Source organism: Cohnella faecalis (assembly GCF_003570905.1).
Lineage (GTDB): Bacteria > Bacillota > Bacilli > Paenibacillales > Paenibacillaceae > Cohnella > Cohnella faecalis.
Map to the genome: position 1 here is coordinate 50,400 of NZ_QXJM01000030.1, position 21,227 is coordinate 71,626.

The 21,227-nt window shown below is 54.0% G+C and carries 15 protein-coding genes; 9 read left to right on the top strand and 6 right to left on the bottom strand.

Annotation, left to right across the window (positions count from 1 at the left end):
• The first annotated feature begins 218 nt into the window (after positions 1–218).
• Positions 219–4,904 (top strand): discoidin domain-containing protein, encoded by a 4,686-nt coding sequence (locus D3H35_RS09505; protein WP_119148849.1) that lies wholly within the window; start codon positions 219–221, stop codon positions 4,902–4,904.
• 79 nt (positions 4,905–4,983) lie between these two features.
• Here the strand turns inward: D3H35_RS09505 and D3H35_RS30675 are convergent, their stop codons facing one another.
• From D3H35_RS30675 to D3H35_RS09525, 5 genes are all read right to left on the bottom strand, one after another.
• Positions 4,984–5,142 (bottom strand): hypothetical protein, encoded by a 159-nt coding sequence (locus D3H35_RS30675; protein ID WP_158594028.1) that lies wholly within the window; start codon positions 5,140–5,142, stop codon positions 4,984–4,986.
• Complete coding sequence (locus D3H35_RS09510) at positions 5,118–6,134, bottom strand: mannosyltransferase family protein (protein ID WP_119148850.1); 1,017 nt, start codon at positions 6,132–6,134, stop codon at positions 5,118–5,120. Before D3H35_RS09510 ends, D3H35_RS30675 begins: the two co-directional genes overlap by 25 nt.
• Positions 6,135–6,143: 9 nt before the next feature.
• Positions 6,144–7,175, bottom strand: a complete 1,032-nt coding sequence (locus D3H35_RS09515) for a glycosyltransferase family 2 protein (protein ID WP_119148851.1) — start codon at positions 7,173–7,175, stop codon at positions 6,144–6,146.
• A gap of 529 nt (positions 7,176–7,704) precedes the next feature.
• Positions 7,705–8,076, bottom strand: a complete 372-nt coding sequence (locus D3H35_RS09520; protein WP_119148852.1) for a helix-turn-helix domain-containing protein — start codon at positions 8,074–8,076, stop codon at positions 7,705–7,707.
• 1,254 nt (positions 8,077–9,330) lie between these two features.
• Positions 9,331–12,204 carry a PA14 domain-containing protein gene (locus tag D3H35_RS09525; RefSeq protein WP_119148853.1) on the bottom strand — a complete coding sequence of 958 codons (2,874 nt, stop codon included), beginning with the start codon at positions 12,202–12,204 and terminating at the stop codon, positions 9,331–9,333.
• Between the two features lie 184 nt (positions 12,205–12,388).
• Here D3H35_RS09525 and D3H35_RS09530 point away from each other — a divergent pair, with 184 nt between their 5' ends.
• From D3H35_RS09530 to D3H35_RS09565, 8 genes are all read left to right on the top strand, one after another.
• Positions 12,389–13,384: a nucleotidyltransferase domain-containing protein gene (locus tag D3H35_RS09530; RefSeq protein ID WP_158594029.1), complete on the top strand. Its 996-nt coding sequence runs from the start codon at positions 12,389–12,391 to the stop codon at positions 13,382–13,384.
• 42 nt (positions 13,385–13,426) lie between these two features.
• Positions 13,427–15,364: an asparagine synthase-related protein gene (locus tag D3H35_RS09535; protein WP_119148855.1), complete on the top strand. Its 1,938-nt coding sequence runs from the start codon at positions 13,427–13,429 to the stop codon at positions 15,362–15,364.
• A 1-nt stretch (position 15,365) separates the two neighbouring features.
• Positions 15,366–15,488, top strand: coding sequence for a paeninodin family lasso peptide (locus D3H35_RS09540; RefSeq protein ID WP_119148856.1), 123 nt, complete (start codon positions 15,366–15,368; stop codon positions 15,486–15,488).
• A gap of 82 nt (positions 15,489–15,570) precedes the next feature.
• A complete protein-coding gene (locus D3H35_RS09545; RefSeq protein WP_119148857.1) occupies positions 15,571–16,512 on the top strand; it encodes an HPr kinase/phosphorylase in 942 nt (313 codons plus the stop codon).
• Positions 16,502–16,810, top strand: coding sequence for a lasso peptide biosynthesis PqqD family chaperone (locus tag D3H35_RS09550; RefSeq protein WP_119148858.1), 309 nt, complete (start codon positions 16,502–16,504; stop codon positions 16,808–16,810). The genes D3H35_RS09545 and D3H35_RS09550 overlap by 11 nt, the downstream gene beginning before the upstream one ends.
• Positions 16,807–17,289: a lasso peptide biosynthesis B2 protein gene (locus D3H35_RS09555; protein ID WP_119148859.1), complete on the top strand. Its 483-nt coding sequence runs from the start codon at positions 16,807–16,809 to the stop codon at positions 17,287–17,289. The genes D3H35_RS09550 and D3H35_RS09555 overlap by 4 nt, the downstream gene beginning before the upstream one ends.
• Complete coding sequence (locus D3H35_RS09560; protein ID WP_119148860.1) at positions 17,279–18,457, top strand: nucleotidyltransferase domain-containing protein; 1,179 nt, start codon at positions 17,279–17,281, stop codon at positions 18,455–18,457. The genes D3H35_RS09555 and D3H35_RS09560 overlap by 11 nt, the downstream gene beginning before the upstream one ends.
• A 13-nt stretch (positions 18,458–18,470) precedes the next feature.
• Entirely contained in the window at positions 18,471–20,312 is a 1,842-nt protein-coding gene (locus tag D3H35_RS09565; protein WP_119148861.1) for an ABC transporter ATP-binding protein, read from the top strand.
• Between the two features lie 4 nt (positions 20,313–20,316).
• On the opposite strand, the gene D3H35_RS09570 is transcribed toward D3H35_RS09565, so the two are convergent.
• Positions 20,317–20,832 carry an acyltransferase gene (locus D3H35_RS09570; RefSeq protein WP_119148862.1) on the bottom strand — a complete coding sequence of 172 codons (516 nt, stop codon included), beginning with the start codon at positions 20,830–20,832 and terminating at the stop codon, positions 20,317–20,319.
• Between the last annotated feature and the right edge of the window lie 395 nt (positions 20,833–21,227).

The following is a 21,227-nucleotide window of genomic DNA, read 5'->3' on the forward strand; positions in this document are numbered from 1 at the left end:
GCTCGATCCTTTATGATGGAACGACGAGGAATCCATAACGGGCGAACAAACCTCATGAGTCGACTGTCTCATGAGGTTTTGTGCGAATATCGGAAAGTATAAGTTATCGATTCCTTATACTCATGACGTTTTTTTGCAGTTGGACTAACCTTTTGCTTCGCAATTGAATAGGATGCAAGCAGGAAGAGGTTGAAATCCAATGGAAGAGGGGGAGCACTATGAGTACCGGTAATCTGGCGTTGAACAAGCCGATAACGGCTACAAGCGGAACCCACCCCGCTAACGCGGCTAACGACGGCAACGCGCAAACCTACTATGAAAGCGTTTATACGCTGCCGCAATCTTTGACGGTGGATTTGGTGTATGCCTACTCCGTGAACCGATTGATTTTGAAGATGCCGTCGAATTTTCCGGATCGAACGCTAACCCTGACGGTGCAAGGCAGCACGGACAATAGTACGTTTTTTGATATTGTGGCGTCCGCTTCGTACCCTTTTCTCGTGGCCTCGGGCAACATTGTAACGGTGACGCTGCCTGCTACCTCCGCCCGGTACGTACGGCTTTATTTTACGGGAAACACCTCGCGTACGTCGGCTCAGCTGGGGGAGCTGGAAGTGTACGCGGACAGCAATGCGGCGGACTTAATCGCAACCGACATTACGTGGTCTCCTTCGAACCCGAAGGAAGGGGATGCCGTTACGTTCAGCGCCGTCGTGAAAAATATCGGGTTGTCCGCCACTCCCGAAGGCGTCGGCCATACGGCTGCGTTCAAAATCGACGGGACGACCGTCGCTTCTACTGCCCCGTACTCCGCGTCTATTGCTCCGGGAGGGACGGCGACCTTAACCGCGACATCCGCCTGGACAGCGATTCGTTACAAATTCGACATTCAAGCGATCGTGAATTCGACAGGAACCGTCGGCGAATCGAACGCGCTCAACAACGACGACTACTTCAAGTCGTTGACCGTAGCGGGCAGCGGGTGGCAGAGCAGCTTCAACATCAAGGAATCGCTCGGAATTTACGAGTTTCCGGAGGAAACGATAGGCTACCCGCTTACGTTCGCAGGCTATAACGTAACGCCGGACCATATCCGGCTGCGCCAATACGGGCAGAGCAGTCCGCTCGTCTACCAGCTCGCGAACGTCTCGCTGAACGGATCGGGCTTTTTGACCGGCGCTACGATTTATTTTCGCACGGGCCTGAATTTTGGGGTCTTAAAGCGGTATACGGTGGATTGGGACAGCTCGTACTCGCCCTCCTTCGACAATCCGGTAACTTTCTCGGATAACGGAGACGGTACGGCGACGATTGCGGGCAACGAGCAGCAAATCAAAGTGCCGTATGGCAACGTTAATTTGAATGGCGCGGCGCTCTCTTCGGTGCCGGCGCCTCTGCTCGCTCTGTCCCGCCAGCCCGGATCGTGGATCGGCAGCGGCTCGTTCTCCGCTCCGGCGGGAATTAACGTCAGCAGCTTGAACGGGAGGGTCACCGAGCAAGGTCCCTTGTTCATCAAATACACGGTCACTTATACGATTAATAACGGACGTATTTACAATGCCGAAATGACAGTGAGGCATGGCGAAAAGTACGTCACGGTAGACGAAACCTACGAAGGCTTTCTATCCAGCCACAGTGCGTTCCTCAGGTTCAGCTACAAGAACGGAGTCGATCCGGATGGCCGCATCGTCATGCAGAACGGCGGATATATCAGGACGACGTCAGGCGGGAGAAGCGGATTATACGGGGAAGGAGCGGATTCAAGCGGGAAGCTCCCGTACGAGCTCGGAATTTACGCGGTCAACTCGAACAACCTTGCCCGTTCGACATCGTTCTGGAAAGATTCCGGCTCCGAAGCCATTCTGTTCGCTACGTATCGCCTGAAAGACTGGAAGACGGAAACCCGCCAAATTTACAACGCCTATATCAAGCAAAACCTGCGGTTCTACAGCAACGCGACGGATAAGTACATGGAGGCTTCCATCGAAGGAACGGAACGCCATTGGGCGCTATCGGTCATTCCGCGAAGCCAGGAGGTTCTGTCCGGACGAAGAATGAGCGATATGGTCAAGCCGCCGGACGCGCTGATCGATACGGCGTGGACGAATATTCCGACCTCGGTCGGACAGCAGCCGGGAACGGCGCCGGACGTGAAGCTGTGGCAGAAGCTGGCCGATTTCAGCCTTGACGGGTACAAGGATATGGTGTTCGATTTCCCGGAAGACGCAAGCAGGACGCTTCCCATCCCCGGCTACAACAATGTGCCGATCGCCGATCCGAACGATTACTGGACCGACAAGTACTCGTTCTCGCCGTTCAGGAAGTTCTATAATTTGACGGACAAATATTGGGACGTCAGCAGCGATCTCGGACCGACGGGGAATTTTGGCCGGGCGGCGCGGTATCTTTTCTCCGATTATGCGTACAATCGCGGCAATTGGGGCTACGACGAACGGAAGCGGACGCGGTCGTTGCTCGTCTTTATGGGGTATTTGGCTGCCGGGGACAACAATTTGCCGCACACGAGCATGCTCAGCGGCCACCCGAACTTCAATCTGGATGTGAAGCAGACGATAGCGCTGGCGGCGGGAGCGTTTCCTGAGCATCCTCATGCCGCCTCTTGGAAAGCTGCGTTTTTGCAGGATTACGATGAATGTTTCGCGGCTTACATGCGGCAATTCAATGCAAGCCAGCGTACGGAGGCCGGCCGCTGGTACGAAAATTTGCCGACTTACGCCAACGCGTCGCTTATGCCGATGATGGCGGCGCAAGCGTCGTTGATCTCCTACGATCAGACCGATATATTCGCCCATCCCGGATTCAAGACGCTGCTGCGCTGGGTGATGAATTCGCTCTCCCCGAACGAGAGGGCATCGTTCCGTACGCCCGTTCCGGTAGGCGCTCACGCAAGCGGCGGCGATCCCGGCGGCGAATTCGACGGCATCTATCGGCTGCTGGCGGATCGGGCGGCTCTCAGCGATCCGCTGCTCGGCAGCCAAATGCTCTGGTCGGCTACGAACGGCGCCCAAGGCGTTAATCCGCAGCTTCAATCTACCGTGTATACCGACTTTGGTCCGGTTTTGCGCTACGATTTCGGCGGTCCCAACGAGGCGTTTCTCTATTTGCAGCAATTGACTGGCCCCGGCTATCGCTGGTCGCCCTCGACGAACGGAGCGGTCTATTACGCGGCGAAGGGCAAGAGATACAGCTGGAGCGGCGGAGAGGACAGCGGCGATTACATCGATCTGAATAAGCTGCCGCTCTTCCAGCTTAACGGGAAATCGCTTGGCGACCATAAAGCGGACGGCATTCTGTACAACTTCGGCGAAGTCCAATATTACAACGCGGCCGCCAACGGCAGCAGCGCTCCGTACTTGTCGCGAGGCATTCTGATGGTGCGCGGCGATTATATTGGCATCTACGACGACTTATCGGGAGCGGCGGCGAACGGGGCGTTCCAGTGGACGAACCGGGAGACCGGGCTGAAGGCGCGATATTACAACAACACCGATTTCACGGATTTGCGGTCGACTCGAATCGATAACTCGCGGTTTCCCGGAACGGGAAGCTGGGGGCCGGGACTGCCGGACCCGGCGTTAAGCCCCGATACGTATTCCATCGCATGGACCGGACTCGTTTGGCCGAAATTTTCGGAGTCGTACACGTTCTCCGCAACCGTCGGCGCGGGCGATTCAGCGAAGATTTACGTGAACGGAACGCTTGCGGTCGATACCGCCGCCGGGACGTCAACTCCGATCGCGATGTCGACAAACCAGTTCTACGAAATTCGAATCGAGTACGTGCACTACACCGGTTCCTCTTCGATTCAATGGAAGTGGAGCAGCGCATCGCAGGGTCTCACCAACGTGGATGGCCTTCTCCATCTGTCGTGGGCGTTGGATCAAACTCCTATGATTTATACGGTCAAAGACGGGCCCGGAGACGAGTTTCATCTCGTTGCGCCTGAAGCGATATCCGTCTCGAACCAAATCTACGGGGCTATCGTCGCAAACAACGAGTATGTGTTCGCCAGCGATACGGTGCAGAACGTCTCTTCCGGCTCCGTAGTGTTCAACGGCAGAATCGGGTACGCCGAGGCGCAGCGGATCGCGCTGTTCGACGGCACGGCAATCGGCTACGGCGATCTCGTTCTGGAACGGGCGGGAGGCGACTTCGGGGCAAGCGCCGAAGCGGTCGCCCCGGACAGGATCGAGGGCCGGATCGCCGGACGAAGCGGAGGTACTCTCACGGTGACGCTTCCGGCTGCTTTCACCGCGCAGACGGTCGCCGTTACGGTCGGCGGGAACCCGGTTCCTTCGACGAAATCGGGCAACAAAGTCGCTTTTAACGTCAGCATAGCTCAGAGCGACGGGGTGAAGGCGTACGCAATAGAGCCGGGAACCGCGACGGAGCCGTTATTCTCCGATTCGTTCGAGGATGGCGACGCGAACGGCTGGACGGTGACTGCGGGCACCTGGAACGTCGCTCCGGCCAGTCCGGAGAAGGTTTACGCAACGACAGGCGGGGCCGTCACGGCGGGCAATGCCGCATGGAGCAGCTATCTCGTCAAGGCGAAGGTCAAGCTGGCAGGCTCCGCTACCGCTGACTTGATGGGCCGATACTCCAACGGAAACAATTTCTATTACCTCCAGCTGGACGGAGGGGCCAACCGGCTCAAGCTGTACAAAAAAGCCGGGGGCGCGGTCGCTCTGCTGAGCTCCGTCGCTTTTGCCGTGACGCCGGGCCAATGGTATGAGCTGCAGCTCGGAATGTCCGGCGCGTCGTTGTCCGGCGCCGTCGACGGAAATAATTTGATCAGCGTAACGGACGGCTCGCTGACGGCCGGCAAAATCGGCTTAAGGAGCTCGGGAGAGGCGACCTTCGACGATATCGTCGTGTATTGATCCGATCGCGCCCGGAAGCCAAACGAACCTCCGTCCGCCTGAATAGCGGTCGGAGGTTCGTTATGAGGCTTCGCTTTGCTCACAAGTACCATGCGGAATGCGTATAAGCCCATGCACCGGCAAAAGAAAGCCCGGCAAATCCGGCAACGATAAGCCAGCGCAGCTGTTTGGTGCGAATAACGGCAATGGCGGCGTAGACCGGAAAAAATACGCTCAAATATCGGAACGTGCTGTGCATGGGGGAATTCTCGGTCCCGAAGCTGAACGTGAGAAGGATGCCTGAGAGAACGAATAAAACGGCCCCCACTTATGCCAAGCGCGGCGAAAGGGAACTTTCCAGATCGTTACGGCTCCCCAAAAAGCAAACAGCAAAGAGACGATAAGCAACGGGAGCTTCATGATTTGTATGCCGCCCGACATCGCGTCTTTCAAGCCCTCGATGACCTGCTTCCAAGGCAGCACCCAGTAGTGATCCCAATCCTTGGATTGCGTCGCCGAGAACGCGAAAGGATCGCCGAACTTGCCGTTTAAGTACGTCATGTACGCAAGCAAACCGATGAGCAGGCTTCCTCCCCAGAGCAAGGCCCTCAAGGAGGTTTTCCAATCTGCTCGCAAGACGGAGTAAACGAGAAGAGCAAGCGGAAAAAAACCGAACGTTAACGCAGTGGCGCGAGTGGAGGATAGAATGGCCGCAAACAGCGCCGCCCAGCCCCATTTTTTTTGAGCCGCCATTTCCAAGGACGCGAGGGAGAATAGAACGGTCCAAAGCTCCGTATATAAGGTAGAGTAGTATATCGCGGCCGGATTTAGCACGAACAGCCATATGGCGGTCCGGGTTTGACTCGCATTCAGATTCATTCTGACGAAAAATTTTTTTAAGAGGTGCAGGCAGCATACGAAAGCAATCTGATTCGCGAGGAGGACTAGATAAGGGTTCGACAACACTCTGATCAGCAAAGGCAGGAAGGGAAAGAAGGCCGTCGCTTTTCTGTCCTGATAGCCGTTGTTCGCGATGTCCATGTACCATAAGCTGTCCCATTGGAACCAGAAATGGGCTCGATCGCCGAATTCCATCGTATCTTTGGCAACGGACTTGAAGTAAGGAAGGTAAGTTGCCGCAACGAGGATAATGAGATTTACGAGAACGGGCCAAACCCACCAGCGCATTTCGCGCTTTCGAGCCAATCCCAGCGACGCCCTGCTTCCAACGTTTACTTCAGCGGTTTTCATAGGTTTTCCTCACCTCATCATTGGAGATAAACCGATACTTGTCTGTTCCGCAGAGGCTTCTTCGCGCTCCGTTCGAGCTAGTCCGGCCTCCGCGTCGATATGGTAGCGAGGACGGCGCTTGGTCTCGATGTACACTTTGCCGATGTATTCTCCAATCAGACCGATGCTCATGAGCTGGATGCCCCCGATAAACCAGATGGACAAAATAAGGGAAGCCCAGCCCGACACGGAGTGGCCGGAAAGCTTGCTGATCAGCGCGTACAGGCCGAAGAAGATGCTGAGCAAAAAGACGATGAAGCCTGTCACAGTAACCATCCGAATGGGAGTGACGCTGAGGGAAGTAATTCCGTCGAAGGCGAAGGAGAGCATTTTTTTCAGAGGGTACTTGGATTCGCCGGCCGCCCGTTCAGCCCGGTTGTAGTAGACGGTGGCATGGCGCAGACCGACCATGGGGACCAATCCTCTTATGAACAAATTGCTTTCTTCGTATTTTTCGAGGTTGTCCAACGCCCTTCTGCTCATGAGCCGATAGTCCGCATGGTTGTAGACGATGTTGGCGCCCATCTTGACCATGAGCTTGTAGAACGATTCGGCCGTCTGGCGCTTGAAGTAGGTATCTGTGCTGCGCTTCTCCCTTACTCCGTATACGACATCGCAGCCCGCATGGAAGTGGATAACCATGTCCCTGATGATAGAGGGATCGTCCTGCAAATCCGCATCGATGGAGACGACGCAATCGGCGAACGCTTTCGCTTTCATCAAGCCGGCCCACAGCGCTTTTTGGTGCCCTGCGTTGCGTGCGAGCTTTAGTCCCGCGATGTGGCGGCTCGAAGCCTGATGCTGGGCAATCAAGCTCCATGTATTGTCCTTGCTGCCGTCGTCGACGAAAAGAAGGAAGCTTTCTTCCGAAATCAGCTCCTTGAGCTTTAAGTTGTCGAGCACTGCGGCCAACTGGGCCACGGTCATCGATAAGACAGGTTCTTCATTATAGCAGGGGACAACGATTGCCAATACGGGGCTGCCGCCATTCCGATTTTTCATTCTTCCACCGACCCATCGAACGCATATTTTTGTATACATTCTGTATCATTAATCATTTGGTGTCAATATGCAGATCTCATGTTTGCGATGAACAAAGGGGGAAGCGGACTGTGAATATCGATTCAAAGAGTCGCCCGGATAGTCGGATTCGTTATAAAAACAGGATAATCGACAAAATAAACAGCAAAAATAAGACTTGATACTCCCAGTTGTCGACACCCTTCGCGAGTTCTGTCCATTATAATATATTTAGTTTATACGGAATCATTTTCCAGAGAGAGGATTTGGATGCGGAGATGGCGAGGGATCTGCGCTTGGAATCATCCGAGGAGAATCGTCCGGTTGAGATCGACATTCATAGAATCTTAATACAGCTCGGAATAGATCGGGATCGATGGCCTGAGGAATGGACAGACAGCGATGAAGTAAAGCTGTCTTCCTAATCGGATGCATAAGAAAAACCTCAAGCGGACTTGAGGTTTTTCTTAATTTATGGACGAGGTTCGGACTCGATTAGTCAAAGTGGATGTTAATTCATGGAGCGTTCCGCGCGAATGAAGGCAATGAAGCGCTTCGCTTCGTCGGCGGTAAGCTGTCGACCGTCAATCGTCAGAACGAATTTATCCAGAAGCTGGTCGGCGTTCGAAAGCTCCAGCTGATCCGCGAATTGTCTGACTTCGGTATCCAGCGTCATATTCGGTTGAAAGGTCCGTCCGACAAGATAATCGATGGATACTTGGAATAAATCGGCGAGCTTGGTCAGCGTGTCGGCGTCGGGCTCTCTCCGATTCTTCTCGTAGTGAGACAAAGCTGCGCGCGAGATGCCGAGGGAAGAGGATAATTCTTCTTGCGTCCATCCGCGTTGATCCCGAAGGGACGCGATGCGGGTGCCAATGCTCATTAATTTTCCCTCCTTCACCTGTCTGTCTTCATCATAATATGAAAACGCTACATTTTCATCAATTGTTACAAAACGTCGCAATTTCGCAATCGCTTTCCTTGTTCTATATTATACACATTGTATCTAAAAAATATCCTATTCGTCTGATATAAAACGAAATAGGCTCGTTTTGAAACGAAATGGCGCAAAAAGAGCTTCCCGAAGCTGTCTCGCGACGGCTTGTACGGTAAGCTCTTTTCATTGCCGATTTTCAAGCCGAACTCAACGTCGAATGGCCAGCTGCGCTTATTGCCGGGTATTCCCGCTTAGCTGCTTCGTTTGCGCGTCGCAGCCATACTTTGTTTGGTTGCTTGGGCTGCTCGGCTTCTTTCGAGCGCAATAGCCAATAAGTGTTGGGCTACAGCAGCGGAGATGCGTCACAGTGAGCCAGTAGCCAATAAATGTTGGGCTACAGCGGCGGATATGCGTCACAGCGAGCCAGTAGCCAATAAGTGTTGGGCTACAGCGGCGGAGATGCGTCACAGCGAGCCAGTAGCCAATAAATGTTGGGCTACAGCAGCGGATATGCGTCACAGTGAGCTAGTAGCCAATAAATGTTGGGCTACAGCAGCGGATATGCGTCACAGTGAGCCAGTAGCCAATAAATGTTGGGCTACAGCGGCGGATATGCGTCACAGTGAGCCAGTAGCCAATAAGTGTTGGGCTACAGCGGCGGATATGCGTCACAGCGAGCCAGTAGCCAATAAGTGTTGGGCTACAGCAGCGGAGATGCGTCACAACGAGCCAGTAGTCAATAAGTGTTGGGCTACAGCAGCGGAGATGCGTCACAGCGAGCCAGTAGCCAATAAATGTTGGGCTACAGCGGCGGAGATGCGCTACAGCGAGCTAATAGACGATCCGCGCCTAGCCCCACGTTACACCGCTAGCCCCACGTTACACCCCTAGCCCTACGTTACACACCCAACCCTACGTTCAGCTGCAAAACATACATTTACTTTTAGGATAGATCGGTATTCGAACGATATTATCTGCAGAAGGTACATGTACTAAGGTCGTTTTTAGCGCTCAGCACCGAAATGACAAAAAATAACGGTACTTTTTGCAGCACAATCCCATCGGCGCGGCTCTCCGGGATGGATAGTTGTATCTATTACAGTTAAACAACTGCCCGTCAGCAAACAGAGGCGCGCCCCCCCCATCCGATACCGACGCAAATTCCTTCGACGTCCAGAGGACGCCGAAGGAGTCAACGGTTTAAGGCTTCCACCATACGCCTCGAACGTCGTAGTTCCATTGAGGGAAGCGCGTCTGCAAATTGCCTTCCGAAGAAGCGAAATCGATCTTGACTCCGTGGCCGCGCTCGAAGCCGGGTAATGGAATACGCGCGCGATTTACGCCATCCATGGCGACGGAGGCCGTTCGCTGTCCTTTGGGATCCGCAGTGACAGGCTCTTTGGCTTGACTCTGGCTCGCCCAATATAAAGTAGAATATTGCGGATTCTCATGATCGTTGATGAATGCGAGCTCCAAGGAATACGTCTGACCGGCGATAAGGTCGATCGTTCCCGCCTTGATCGGGCTTGCGCAGCCGTTGATGACCGTCTGACCGTCGATTTTCAAGATCGCTTTGCAGATGTTCGTGTCCAGAGCGAAGGAATAGGTTTCCGAATATTTCGGCACGATCGTTCCCGTCCACTTCCAAGCGCCCTTCGTCAAAGAAGGCGCCAGATCGGTCTGGATCAAATTCGTCTGATAGGTTTTGAGCGGAGTGACCGCTTGGGTATCGGCATAAAGATCCAACTGGAAGGAGCCGCCGGAACGGGCCGGGTACGGTCCCCAGGAGACGGTCGCGTTGCCGGCCGTGTTCGAACGGAAGGACAGGAACGTATTTTGGCCTTCCTGCTCGAGCTTCACGTCGGATAGAATGGGCCCGGCGATGGATCGAGATTCCTCGACGATCAGAAAACGGGGGTAGTCCACGCTTTCCACTTCCACGGTAAGCGTCGTATCCGTCTTGGCGGAAATACCCATTTGAATGCGCTTGTCGGTAAGCGGATCGTACGAATAGACCGATGCGCGGTTGCCGTCGATGTTCGAGAGGGTGATCTCGAACTTTTGCGCAGGCATTGCATACCGCTGCGGATCCAGCAAGCTTCTGTCCTTCTGCCATTCCTTCGTCAAATCTCTCGTTACGACATAGTAGCCGATGGCGAACTTGTTCTCCGTCAACTGAAAAGGAAGAATGGCGAAGTCGTCCCGGTTGTACGTATTCGGATGCTCCTCCGTGCCGTTGCCCTTAAGGGCAATTCGCTCATTCAGCTCCACAAGCTTCGTGACCTCGATCGGACGGGGATTTTCGATTTTATTGCCCATCCTCATCAGCTTCGCCGTACGGATCAGCGTCTGGATTTGAGGTCCGGCCAGCCGTCTTGCGGAGTCGGTCAATCGATAATTGTTGGCGGCCAGCTCCTTGAAGAACGCATCCGAGAACACTCCGTGAGACAAATCGCCGGATTTGGCGGCATACATGTCTACGGTCTTGACTCCCTTGTGGCTATAGAAGGTGAACGTGCGAAGCGTAGCTTTCGCGCCGATATTTTGCATGAGCGAAATCAACCTCGGGTCGGTCTCCGACACTTTGGCGGCCAATACCACCTTCTGGGCGAACGGCCAGCGCCACCAGTTCGTTTCCGTCATCCATACTTCCGCTTGCTTGCCGTTGCCGGGATTGGCGTACCGGTAATGCTGGCTCCACGGACCGGGATAAGGCTGAATGTCCCGTACGACAAATTCCGTGTGATAGGCATAGAACCAATGCTCGGGCATCGCTTCGATGTGCTCGGGAATATAGGAAGAGGAGCCTTCCGTAACGTTCCCCGTTGCCGACATGAACTTTTTCGTTGCCGTGTTCTTGTCGGATTTTATGATCGACGCTTCGCCATTGTAGCCGGTGTAATAATGGCGGCTGAAGCCGGTCTGGCCGGCGAACATCTCAGTGCCGTTCTCCCAAGGACGCTGATTGGAGAAGCCGCTGATCACTCGGACGCCTGGCAGCTTGTTGTCCCGGTTATTGACGAAATCGATCGTAAGAGGGAGAAGAAGCTCGGGGCCCTCCTGCGTACGGCCTCCCAGCGTGTAGGAGGGGAGCTTGGAAAAGGAGAGCTTTGGATTGTAATAGTTGTTAATGTCGAGAAATTGGCTTCCGAACGTCATCTCGTTCCATACTTCGAGATCGAAGCCCGCGTCGGACGGGGAAGAAGTCGTTCCGAGCGATTGTTTCAAGAACGTTGTCAGCGTCTGCAAATACTTCTTCCATCCGTTGATCGTTTCCGTGGCCGACGGATTGCTCTTGCCGTCGGAGAAGACGGTTCCGGCGAACGGACGATACTTCATCTGGACAATGCGCAGCGTTCCCGCCTTGACGTCGTTCGCGAGCGGCGCGGAAAGCTTCAATAAGCCGGTCTTGGAGTCGACGGAAGTGATGATCGGAAACATCGTCTGATAGGCTTGCCCGATCAGTCCGGTATAGTTCGGCACGATTCCCGCCGTCTTCTCGACATAAATCTGCCGGCTTCCCTTGGCTGCGAATTTTTTGACCTTGATGTCGACAAATTTGTTCGGAACGGGATTGCCGGAGTTGGCATTAAGGAGGATGATGGGACGGATGCCGTGTTTTTTGAGTGCTGCGATTATTTTTTCAAAGCCCTTTATTTGAGGCTCTTTTAATTTGGCCTCGTTATCGAAAGAGATATTTCCCCAGCCGATTTCGACACGAGCCGAGCGGACTCCGGCCTCAGAGAGCAATTGGGCGGTCGCGTCGGCTTCATTGTCGGAGACGTTGAAGACGACACCGAGAGTTTCCAGATAGCGGCTGGCGTCCCATGTATCCATATAGGAACGCCAAGGAGCCAAATCAAACGAGGAGACTCCGAAGGGGATTTGTTGTTGTTTCCAGTCGACATAGGAGCGGTTTAATTCTCCTTGGACCGGAACGGAGGAAGCCGAGGCGGTGTAATCGGATTGACCCGGAATAGGATCCCAAGAAGCGAATAGCCATAGCAACAAGGAGATAAGGGCAACCGCAACGGTCGATATGACCCATTTCGGCCGTAAAAAGCGAAATTCCAATTGATTATCCTCCTATCAAGTTCTAATTATTTGATACAAATCGTAACATATAATGCGAAAAAAATCGAGTTTTGAGATTAAGATTTTTTAAAAAAAGTGATTGACACACCTGATACACGTATTATACAGTAAAACTCAAATGATACAGATAGTATCAACTCGACGATCGGAAGGGGGTGCCGGATTGGTAGCAACGCTCCTTCGTTTCCTCTATGACAAGGAGACGCCCGCGCCGCATAACGAAGCGGTCTACCGGGGATTTCTGGAAGAGATCGAGTTGTTCGGTATCGCCTCTCAAGTTCTGACCGCGCTTCAGCAATCGGGGAAGACGGATCAAGTGCCTGAAGACTTTGTCCGGCGCCTCAAAAGATACGCCGAGCCCGGCCGTTTCCGGAACATCAGGATTCAATGGTTCGAACGGCAGCTGTTCCGGATATTCGAGCAAGCGAACATTCCCGTCGTTCCATTAAAAGGAATCCAGTTCGCGGCCAACTATTTCGGACATTTCACCGCCCGCTCTACCGGGGACATCGATCTTCTCGTTCGGCCCGAGCAGCTGCAGGATGCGATCGAATGGCTGAAAGCTTTCGGTTACCGGCACGAGGAGACCATTCACAATCATGCGGTCCTTCGGAAAGCGGTTGACGGCGCGCCCTTGGTAGAGCTGCATTGGACGCTGGATAAGCCGGGATGGTCCGAATTGGATCCCGAACCGTTCTGGCGAGACTCCGCGCCGCTCGGACAATTCCGATTCGTACGGGAGCTGTCGGTTACGCATACGTTCTACGCGATTTGCCTCCATGGCGTCCGCCATCGGATGGAATCCCTCAGATATTTGCTGGATATCGCGCAGATGCTTTATCGGTTCGGCTCCTCGATTGATTACGCCGAGCTGTTCGCCCAGGCGGCCGCCGATCGAACGGTGAACCGGCTGAAGGCAGCGCTGTCGATCGTATACCGCGTTTTTCCGAAGCTTGATCAGCTCAAGCCTTTGCCCTTTGAGCCTAGGCGAACGCTGTGGAGCTACCCGGCCATCCGGGATGCCCGGCTTCGCGTCAAAAGCGTGCGTTACTACAAATACAGACTGTACTTCAAGCTGTTCATCTTCGACACATGGAAGCATGGATGGCACGCAAGAAGGCGAATAACGTCGAAATATTCGGAATATTCGACAAACTAATTCAATCTATCAACTTGACGCGGTTACAGTGGAGGTAAGAGCATGAGCGCGATAGTCGGCATTTATCAGAACGACGGGGAATCCGTGCCTCAAGATCACGGTATGGGCTTGATGAGAGCGTTAGCGTCATACCCTTCCGACGATTCTCGGATTTGGCAACATTCCTCCGTTTTTCTCGGCTGCCATGCGCAATGGATTACGCCCGAATCGATCGGCGAAATATTGCCTTGCTACGATCAACAAAGGCAGCTGGCGATTACGGCGGACGCCATTCTCGACAACCGCGAAGAGCTGTTCGAAAAGCTGCAGGTCGATCGGTCGATTCGAAAGATTATTCCGGACAGTCAGCTCATTCTGCTGGCTTACGGCAAATGGGGCGACGAATCCCCGAGTCATCTGGTCGGAGATTTCGCTTTCATGATCTGGGACGAAGCGGAGCGGAGGCTGTTCGGAGCTAGGGACTTCTCGGGAAACCGTACGCTTTACTTCGCCAGGGCAAGCGGGAGGTTCGCCTTCAGCACAATAATCAAACCGTTATTTTCGCTTCCTTATATAAGCAACGCTTTGAACGAGCAATGGCTAGCCGAATACTTGGCCAATCCCGGCAGACTGGAAACCGTGGATGCCGGTTCCACCGTACACCGCCAAATCGAGCAATTGCCCCCGTCCCACTTCATCAGCGTAACGGACGGAGCGGTCAAAATAAGCCGATACCGGACTTTCGAAGAGGCGCGCACGTTGCGTCTGAAGAACGACGGAGAGTACGAGGAAGCGTTCAGGGATGTGTTCCGGACTTCGGTTGCATCGCGGCTTCGGACATTTCGCCAGGTAGGCTCCTTCTTGAGCGGCGGGCTTGATTCCGGCTCCGTGGCCAGCTTTGCGGCCAAAGCTTTGAGACGGGACAATAAGCAGCTGTTCACCTACAGCGCGATTCCTCTGAAAAGCTTCGACGATTGGACGACGAAGAGCCGGGTCGCCGACGAAAGGCCGTTGATTCGCTCGACGGTCGAGCATGTGGGCAACATCAAGGACCACTACCTCGATTTTGAAGGAAAGAGCCCTCTGACCGAGATGGACGAATGGCTGGACACGATGGAAATGCCCTACAAATTCGTCGAAAATTCTTACTGGTTCAACGGCATCTACGAGACGGCCAAGCGCAACGACGTCGGCGTTCTCTTGAATGGCGGAAGAGGCAACTTCACGGTGTCCTTCGGTCCGGCGCTCGAATACTACGTTCAGCTGTTGAAGAGGCTCAAATGGTTTACGCTGCACCGGGAGCTTTACCTCTACAGCCGGAACAAAGGCATCGGAAGACGCCGACTGCTTGGTTATATGAAGGATAGGCTGTTTCCTCCCCGGATTTCGCCGGGCGACCGTTCCGTTCTCAGCCAGCTGATCCATCCGGCGTTCGCCGAGCGGACGCAAGCGTACGAGAAGCTGCAACGGAACGGCATCGACCTGTCGGGCTCTGCGATTCCCGATATGATCCACGCCAGAACGAAGCAATTCGAGGAGTGCTACCATTGGACGAACAGCGGAACGAGCGGAACGAAATTGTCGCTGCGCCACGGAATGTGGTATCGCGACCCGACGAACGACTTGCGCGTCATTCGGTTCTGCTTGTCGGTGCCGATCGACCAATACGTTCGGGACGGGATGGACAGGGCGCTTATTCGAAGATCGACCGTTAATCTCCTCCCGGATCAAATCCGGTTGAATTATAAGACGAGAGGCATCCAAGGAGCGGACGGCATTCAACGAATGGCGCCGGCATGGAAGTCTTTCATCCGGGAGGTAGATCGGCTGTGCGAGGATAGAGAGATGGCGGAATGGCTTAACATTCCGGTCGTCAAAGCGGCGGCTTCCAAGTATCGCGAAGTGCCGGATCCGAGACAGATTTATACGGCCGAGTTCACGATATTAATGCGCAGTCTCATCGTGTACCGGTTCGCCCATCGCTTGAGAGGAGGTGAATAAGATGAACAAAGAGTGGAAACAACCATCGCTTGAAGTGCTTGACGTGAAAATGACTTTCGCAGGTCCAGGTGTTACGATTCCGGACTCCTTGGATCCGGACGAAGCTACGCAGCACCACAGCTAATGCCCGCCTTACCAAAGGCCCTTATACGCATTACGTATGAGGGCCTTTGTCATTAACGATCGAGACGTTGGAGTGAAGACAAATGGTTCATACGATTCAGAAGCAGCTGTACCGGGCGTTCGGCTTTGCCGTCGAAAGCGGATTTGCGCTTCCCGAGCTTCCGCGTCTGGAAGGGGAAGCCGAATTGGCGGATGTCGTTATCGAAGCCGCGGATTTGACGGCGGACTGGAACCGACTGGTCGAGCCTAACCGGAAATCCGTCGTTCTGGAAAACCGGATCTTGTTCCAAATACCCGGCACGGCGACGTTCGATATTCAGGACGGTAAGAAAATCAGAGTATGCCCCGCCGAAGACGCCGACGAAGACCAGGTTCGCCTGTATATATTGGGCACTTCCATGGGAGCCTTGCTGCTCCAACGGCGAATTTTGCCGCTTCATGGAAGCGCGATAGCCGTTGACGGCAAAGCGTACGCGATTATTGGAGAATCGGGCGCCGGCAAGTCGACGCTTGCTTCCGCTTTCCTCCGTCAAGGGTACTCTCTCGTGAGCGACGACGTTATCGCCGTAACGTTCGCCGAAGACGGAACGCCGATGGTGACGCCGTCCTATCCCCAGCAAAAGCTTTGGCAGCAAAGCTTGGACGGCTTCGGGATGTCGAACGAGCACTATCGCCCGATTTTCCGGAGAGAATCCAAATTCGCCGTTCCCGTCGTCTCCAGCTATCATACGGAGCCGCTGCCTTTGGCCGGCTTGTTCGAGCTGGTGAAGTCGGATGGCGAAGAGCCTTCGCTTGCGCCCGTTCGAAGCTTGGAGCGGCTTGCGGTTCTGCATGCGCACACGTACCGCCAGTTTTGGATTCCGCGGCTTGGTCTGACCGACTGGCATTTTCAGAAGACGGCGCAGTTGTCCGGCAAAGCCGGGATTTACCGTCTGCAGCGTCCGGCGACAGGATTTACCGCTCCCGAGCTGGCCGCTATCATTCTCAATACGATACAAAAGGATGGATCGACCTATGGCAACTGACACGAAGTTGAACGCGACGAATTACGTACTGCAAGGCGAGGGCAACGTCGTAAGCGACATGGACGGGGAAAAGGTCATGCTGAGCGTGAGTAACGGAAAATATTACAACCTGGGCGAAATAGGAGGGCGAATTTGGGATTTGATCGCATCTCCGATCAGCATCGGTCAAGTTGTCAATCTGCTGCTGGAGGAATTCTCGGTCGATCGGGCGGAATGCGAGCGGCATGTGCTGGTTTTTCTGGAGCAATTGTCGGCGGAAAAGCTGATCCATGTCGGTGAGACGGTTAAGCTCAAATGAACGCGGCGAAGCATGCGATCAAGTTTTTTTCCATGCGTGACGGGTACAGGGGGCTGCTGATCGAATCGTTCCTGTATTTGGCTTGGGCCCGATTTTTGATCGCTCTGCCTTTTACCAAAGTCGCTCCTTCCTTAGGAAGCCCTATGGAGGAAACTCCGCATGAACCCGGAACGGCGGACAGGAACGAATTGAAAAAAATATCCGCTGCGCTCCACATGGTCAGCCGCCATACGCTCTGGAGCAGCAAATGCCTCGTTCGCGCGATCGCCGGGATGAAAATGCTGGAAAGACGCCGAATCGAGAGCACCTTGTATCTCGGCACCGCCAAGGACAAGAACGGGGAGATGATCGCCCACGCTTGGCTCCGCAGCGGTACGTTCTACTTGACAGGCGCGGAAGAAATGAGAAAGTTCACCGTCGTGGGGAAATTCGCCAAAAGTATAAATCACGAAGGACTAGAGGGATGGAATGATGGCTAGAAGCTCAACGGATATTGACGGATTGCCCCAGGAGCTGCGGCTGTTGCTACGCATGCTGAGTACGGAGAACGGAGGGGAGCCGCTGTCTGCGGAGGCGGCGCCGTACGAGGACATCGATTGGGGCCGGTTTCAACGGCTCGCCATGCATCATCGCGTGTATCCGAGCTTGTACGCGATCTTGAAAAAAGCGGCTTTGCCGTGGGTTCCGCAGCCGTTGATTCAAGACTTGAGCCGCGAATACAAGAAGAACACGTTTCGGATGCTTCGTCTGACCGGAGAGATGGAGAGAATTTGCGCGCTGCTTGCCGATCAAGGGGTTCGCTCGATCGTGCTGAAAGGCCCGCCGCTTGCTCGCGAGCTATACGGGGACGTGTCTCTTCGCACCTCGAAGGATCTCGATATTATGATCCCTATCGACGATGTGGACAAGACGGATCGGTTGTTGACGCAGCTGGGATATAAGTGCGTGGACTTCGTGCCGAACATTCTGAACGGCTGGAGATGGAGACAGCACCATGCGGGCTACGATCATCCCGACTTGCCTATTAATCTCGAAATTCATTGGAGATTAAGCCCCGGGCCTTCGAGAGAGCCCGGATTCGAAGAGCTGTGGGAGCGAAGAAGAATATCTGAGATGACTCCCACTCCCATTCATTACCTCGGAGCCGAGGATTCATTCTTGTATCTGGTCACTCACGGCGCCAGACACGGCTGGTTTCGGGTTCGTTGGCTCGGTGATATCGACATTCTGGCTTGCAGGCATGCGGACGAGTGGGCAAAGATCGAAGCTCTGATGGATCGCTATCAAGCCCGCGACATGGTCGGCCAATCGCTGTACCTGATCTCGGCTCTCTGGAGCACGCCGCTAACCCCGGATATGCGCCGCTATTCGTCTGGAACGAAGGCGCAGACGTTGGGACGGCAAGCGTTGTATTTCATTCGCGAGATGGTCGAGAATCCGCCTCCGGAATTGGAGCGGAAGCACAAGCAGTATTTGTTCTCCCTGAAATCGTTTCGGCAGAAGATTTTGTACGCCCTAAGCTTTCTGTATCCTTATCCGAAGGATGTCGAGACGCTGCCGCTGCCCAAACCGGTTCACTTCCTGTACTTTCCTCTCCGTCCTTTTTTGTGGATGTGGAGAAAGGCCAGAAAACACGCATGGACTTAGGAGGGTATCCGGAATGGAACCAATCTGGTTTTTTATAAGGCGGCTTTACGAGTTTACCGGCAACAAAATTTTGTTCAACGTCTCGGGGATGGTGTTCGTCAGCTTCCTGGAGGGGCTTGGCATCGTGATGCTCGTGCCGATGCTTACGTTGAGCGGAATGTCCGGCCTGCAGGACGACGAGGTCCCGTTGGCAAAATGGTTCGGATTCATTCATGAAATACCGGCGCCATGGGTACTGCCCGCCATATTGGGGCTGTTCGTTCTGGTCGTTACGACTCAGAGCTTCTTAAAGCGCCAGGTGACGCTTCAGAACATCAAGATCAATCAGAGCTTCGATTTGGCGACGAGAACGGAGACGTACCGGCTGCTGCTGCAGGCCAATTGGGATTTCTTCATCAAAAGAAGGAAGTCGGACATGATCAGCTCGCTTACTTCGGAGATCGCCCGGATTAACGGCGGAATTACCCTGTCCTTGCAATTGCTCGCGACGGTCATCTACACGATGATTCAAATCGGCTTGGCGTTCTGGCTGTCTCCCGAGGTTACCGCTTTCGTGCTCGCCAGCGGAATCGTCCTTGCCTTGTTTTCTCGCAAATTCATTCGCAGAGCCAAAAAGCTGGGAACGCAATCGACGGAACTGGCTCGACTCTACTTGGCCGGCATTACCGACCAAATGAACGGGATCAAGGATATTAAGACCCATACGCTCGAATATTCGCGCCTTGGCTGGATGCGAGCGATGAGCTCGCGCGTGCTGCAGGAGCAATCCGAATTTATCAAATTGAAAACGACGACGCAGTTCTTCTACCAGATCGCGTCTGCCATATTAATCTCGGGCTTCATTCTGCTGTCGGTTCAAATTTTTCATACCCCGTGGGCGCAGCTGCTCCTCATTGTTATCATCTTCACCAGACTGTGGCCGAGATTTACCGGGTTTCAATCCAACGTGGAGCAGATCGCATCGTTCTATCCCGCGTACAAGAACGTCCTTCGGCTCCAGCAGGAATGTCGGGAAGCCGCCGAATTCGCCATCGGGGACGAAGCCGACCATCCCGTCCGCCCATTGGAGGTCAAAACTTCCCTCGAATGCCGGGATGTCTCTTTCCGTTACAACCGTCAGGACGAGCGATTCGCCTTGCAAAATATCGACTTGGAAATACCGGCGAATCGAATGACCGCAATTGTCGGGAAATCCGGCGCCGGCAAAAGCACGCTTATCGATCTGTTCATGGGCTTGATGCTCCCGGAGGTTGGACAAGTGGTCGTGGACGGGGTTCCTCTGACCAACGCCCATTTGGTGGCGCTGCGGCGTTCGATCAGCTACGTGCCGCAGGATCCTTTCCTGTTCAACGATACGATACGGGAAAATTTGCTTATGGTGAAGCCCGGCGCAGAGGAGGGCGAGCTGTGGGAGGCGCTCGATTTCGCGGCGTGCTCGGAGTTCGTGCGCAAGCTGCCCAAAGGCCTCGATACGTTCATCGGTGACCGGGGAGTACGGCTGTCGGGAGGAGAGCGCCAACGGCTCGTGCTGGCGAGGGCGATTCTGCGAAAGCCGTCGGTACTCGTTCTGGACGAGGCGACAAGCGCGCTCGATACGGAGAACGAATCGAAAATCCAGGAAGCGATCGAGAGATTGAAAGGGAAAATGACGATCATCGTAATCGCCCATCGTCTGTCGACCATTCGCAACGCCGATCAAGTTGTCGTGATCGACCAAGGCCGAATCGTCCAGAGAGGGCGGTTCGGCCAGCTGGCCAAGGATAAGAGAAATCTGTTCAGTCATTTGCTGGGCAATCAGTCCGATGACGAGTCGAATGCAGAAGGAGAAGAACGGATTAGAGATGTGCGAGGATGAGAGCTCATTGCTCGGCTCTTAGCGATATAACCTTGGCCGGAACTCCGGCGACGATCGAATAAGGCGGCGTATCCTTCGTTACGACGGCGCCGGCGGCGACGACGGTTCCTCTCGAAATCGTGACGCCCGGGACGACGATAACGCCTGCCCCCAGCCAACAGTCGGATTCGACGGACACGTCCTTCGCGTGTTGCTCCTGTCGCTCGATGAGCAGATCCTTCCGAATTCCGTGATTGGAGGCAAACAGTTGGACGTAGGGGCCGAGCAACACGTCGTCGCTTACCGTTATTTTACCGGTTCCCGGCCACAGTACGCAGCCATGCCCGATGTGAACGTTGCGGCCGAGATAGATTTGCTCCGGCTGCTTCAAGGATACGGTAGAGTCGATAATCGCTCCATTGTAAGCTCCTAGCTTCGTTATGGCGACCGAATGCTCGTCATACCTTTTTAGCAGCGAAATAATCGTGAATTTCCAAAAACCGGGACGAAGCAGTTGCAGTAAAATTTTCGACTTCAACATGACTCCCCCTCTTCGTTAATCTTGTTTTAATTATACCATTATTTAGTATTAATTCTATCGATAACCAACAATCGGAAAGCTTATAATTTATTCATTTCATCGATAGAGAGAGCTGCCGAGAGGCGCTTCTCCATGGAGGTCCGATCCCGCTGGACAGCGGGATTCGGGCTTTTTTGTTTTCGACAAATCAATGTTCCGAAACGTAACATAATGAAAGCGCTTAATAGAAAAAACCTGCTGCAACGGGCTTTTTTGATACATTACGTATGAAAATAGACGACAAAACTCCAAGAAACCCCATTGACAAGATACATTATGTATCATAAACTAAAGCTACATTACGATACGTTACGTAGCAAATTGTGCAGAACGATTCAGTTGCTACGAGGAGGAAA

Excerpts from the sequence above, each read along its gene's own strand:
- D3H35_RS09505 (WP_119148849.1), top strand. The coding sequence starts at position 219 with ATGAGTACCGGTAATCTGGCGTTGAACAAGCCGATAACGGCTACAAGC.
- D3H35_RS30675 (WP_158594028.1), bottom strand. The coding sequence starts at position 5,142 with ATGCACAGCACGTTCCGATATTTGAGCGTATTTTTTCCGGTCTACGCC.
- D3H35_RS09510 (WP_119148850.1), bottom strand. The coding sequence starts at position 6,134 with ATGAAAACCGCTGAAGTAAACGTTGGAAGCAGGGCGTCGCTGGGATTG.
- D3H35_RS09515 (WP_119148851.1), bottom strand. The coding sequence starts at position 7,175 with ATGAAAAATCGGAATGGCGGCAGCCCCGTATTGGCAATCGTTGTCCCC.
- D3H35_RS09520 (WP_119148852.1), bottom strand. The coding sequence starts at position 8,076 with ATGAGCATTGGCACCCGCATCGCGTCCCTTCGGGATCAACGCGGATGG.
- D3H35_RS09535 (WP_119148855.1), top strand. The coding sequence starts at position 13,427 with ATGAGCGCGATAGTCGGCATTTATCAGAACGACGGGGAATCCGTGCCT.
- D3H35_RS09540 (WP_119148856.1), top strand. The coding sequence starts at position 15,366 with ATGAACAAAGAGTGGAAACAACCATCGCTTGAAGTGCTTGACGTGAAA.
- D3H35_RS09545 (WP_119148857.1), top strand. The coding sequence starts at position 15,571 with ATGGTTCATACGATTCAGAAGCAGCTGTACCGGGCGTTCGGCTTTGCC.
- D3H35_RS09550 (WP_119148858.1), top strand. The coding sequence starts at position 16,502 with ATGGCAACTGACACGAAGTTGAACGCGACGAATTACGTACTGCAAGGC.
- D3H35_RS09555 (WP_119148859.1), top strand. The coding sequence starts at position 16,807 with ATGAACGCGGCGAAGCATGCGATCAAGTTTTTTTCCATGCGTGACGGG.
- D3H35_RS09560 (WP_119148860.1), top strand. The coding sequence starts at position 17,279 with ATGATGGCTAGAAGCTCAACGGATATTGACGGATTGCCCCAGGAGCTG.
- D3H35_RS09565 (WP_119148861.1), top strand. The coding sequence starts at position 18,471 with ATGGAACCAATCTGGTTTTTTATAAGGCGGCTTTACGAGTTTACCGGC.
- D3H35_RS09570 (WP_119148862.1), bottom strand. The coding sequence starts at position 20,832 with ATGTTGAAGTCGAAAATTTTACTGCAACTGCTTCGTCCCGGTTTTTGG.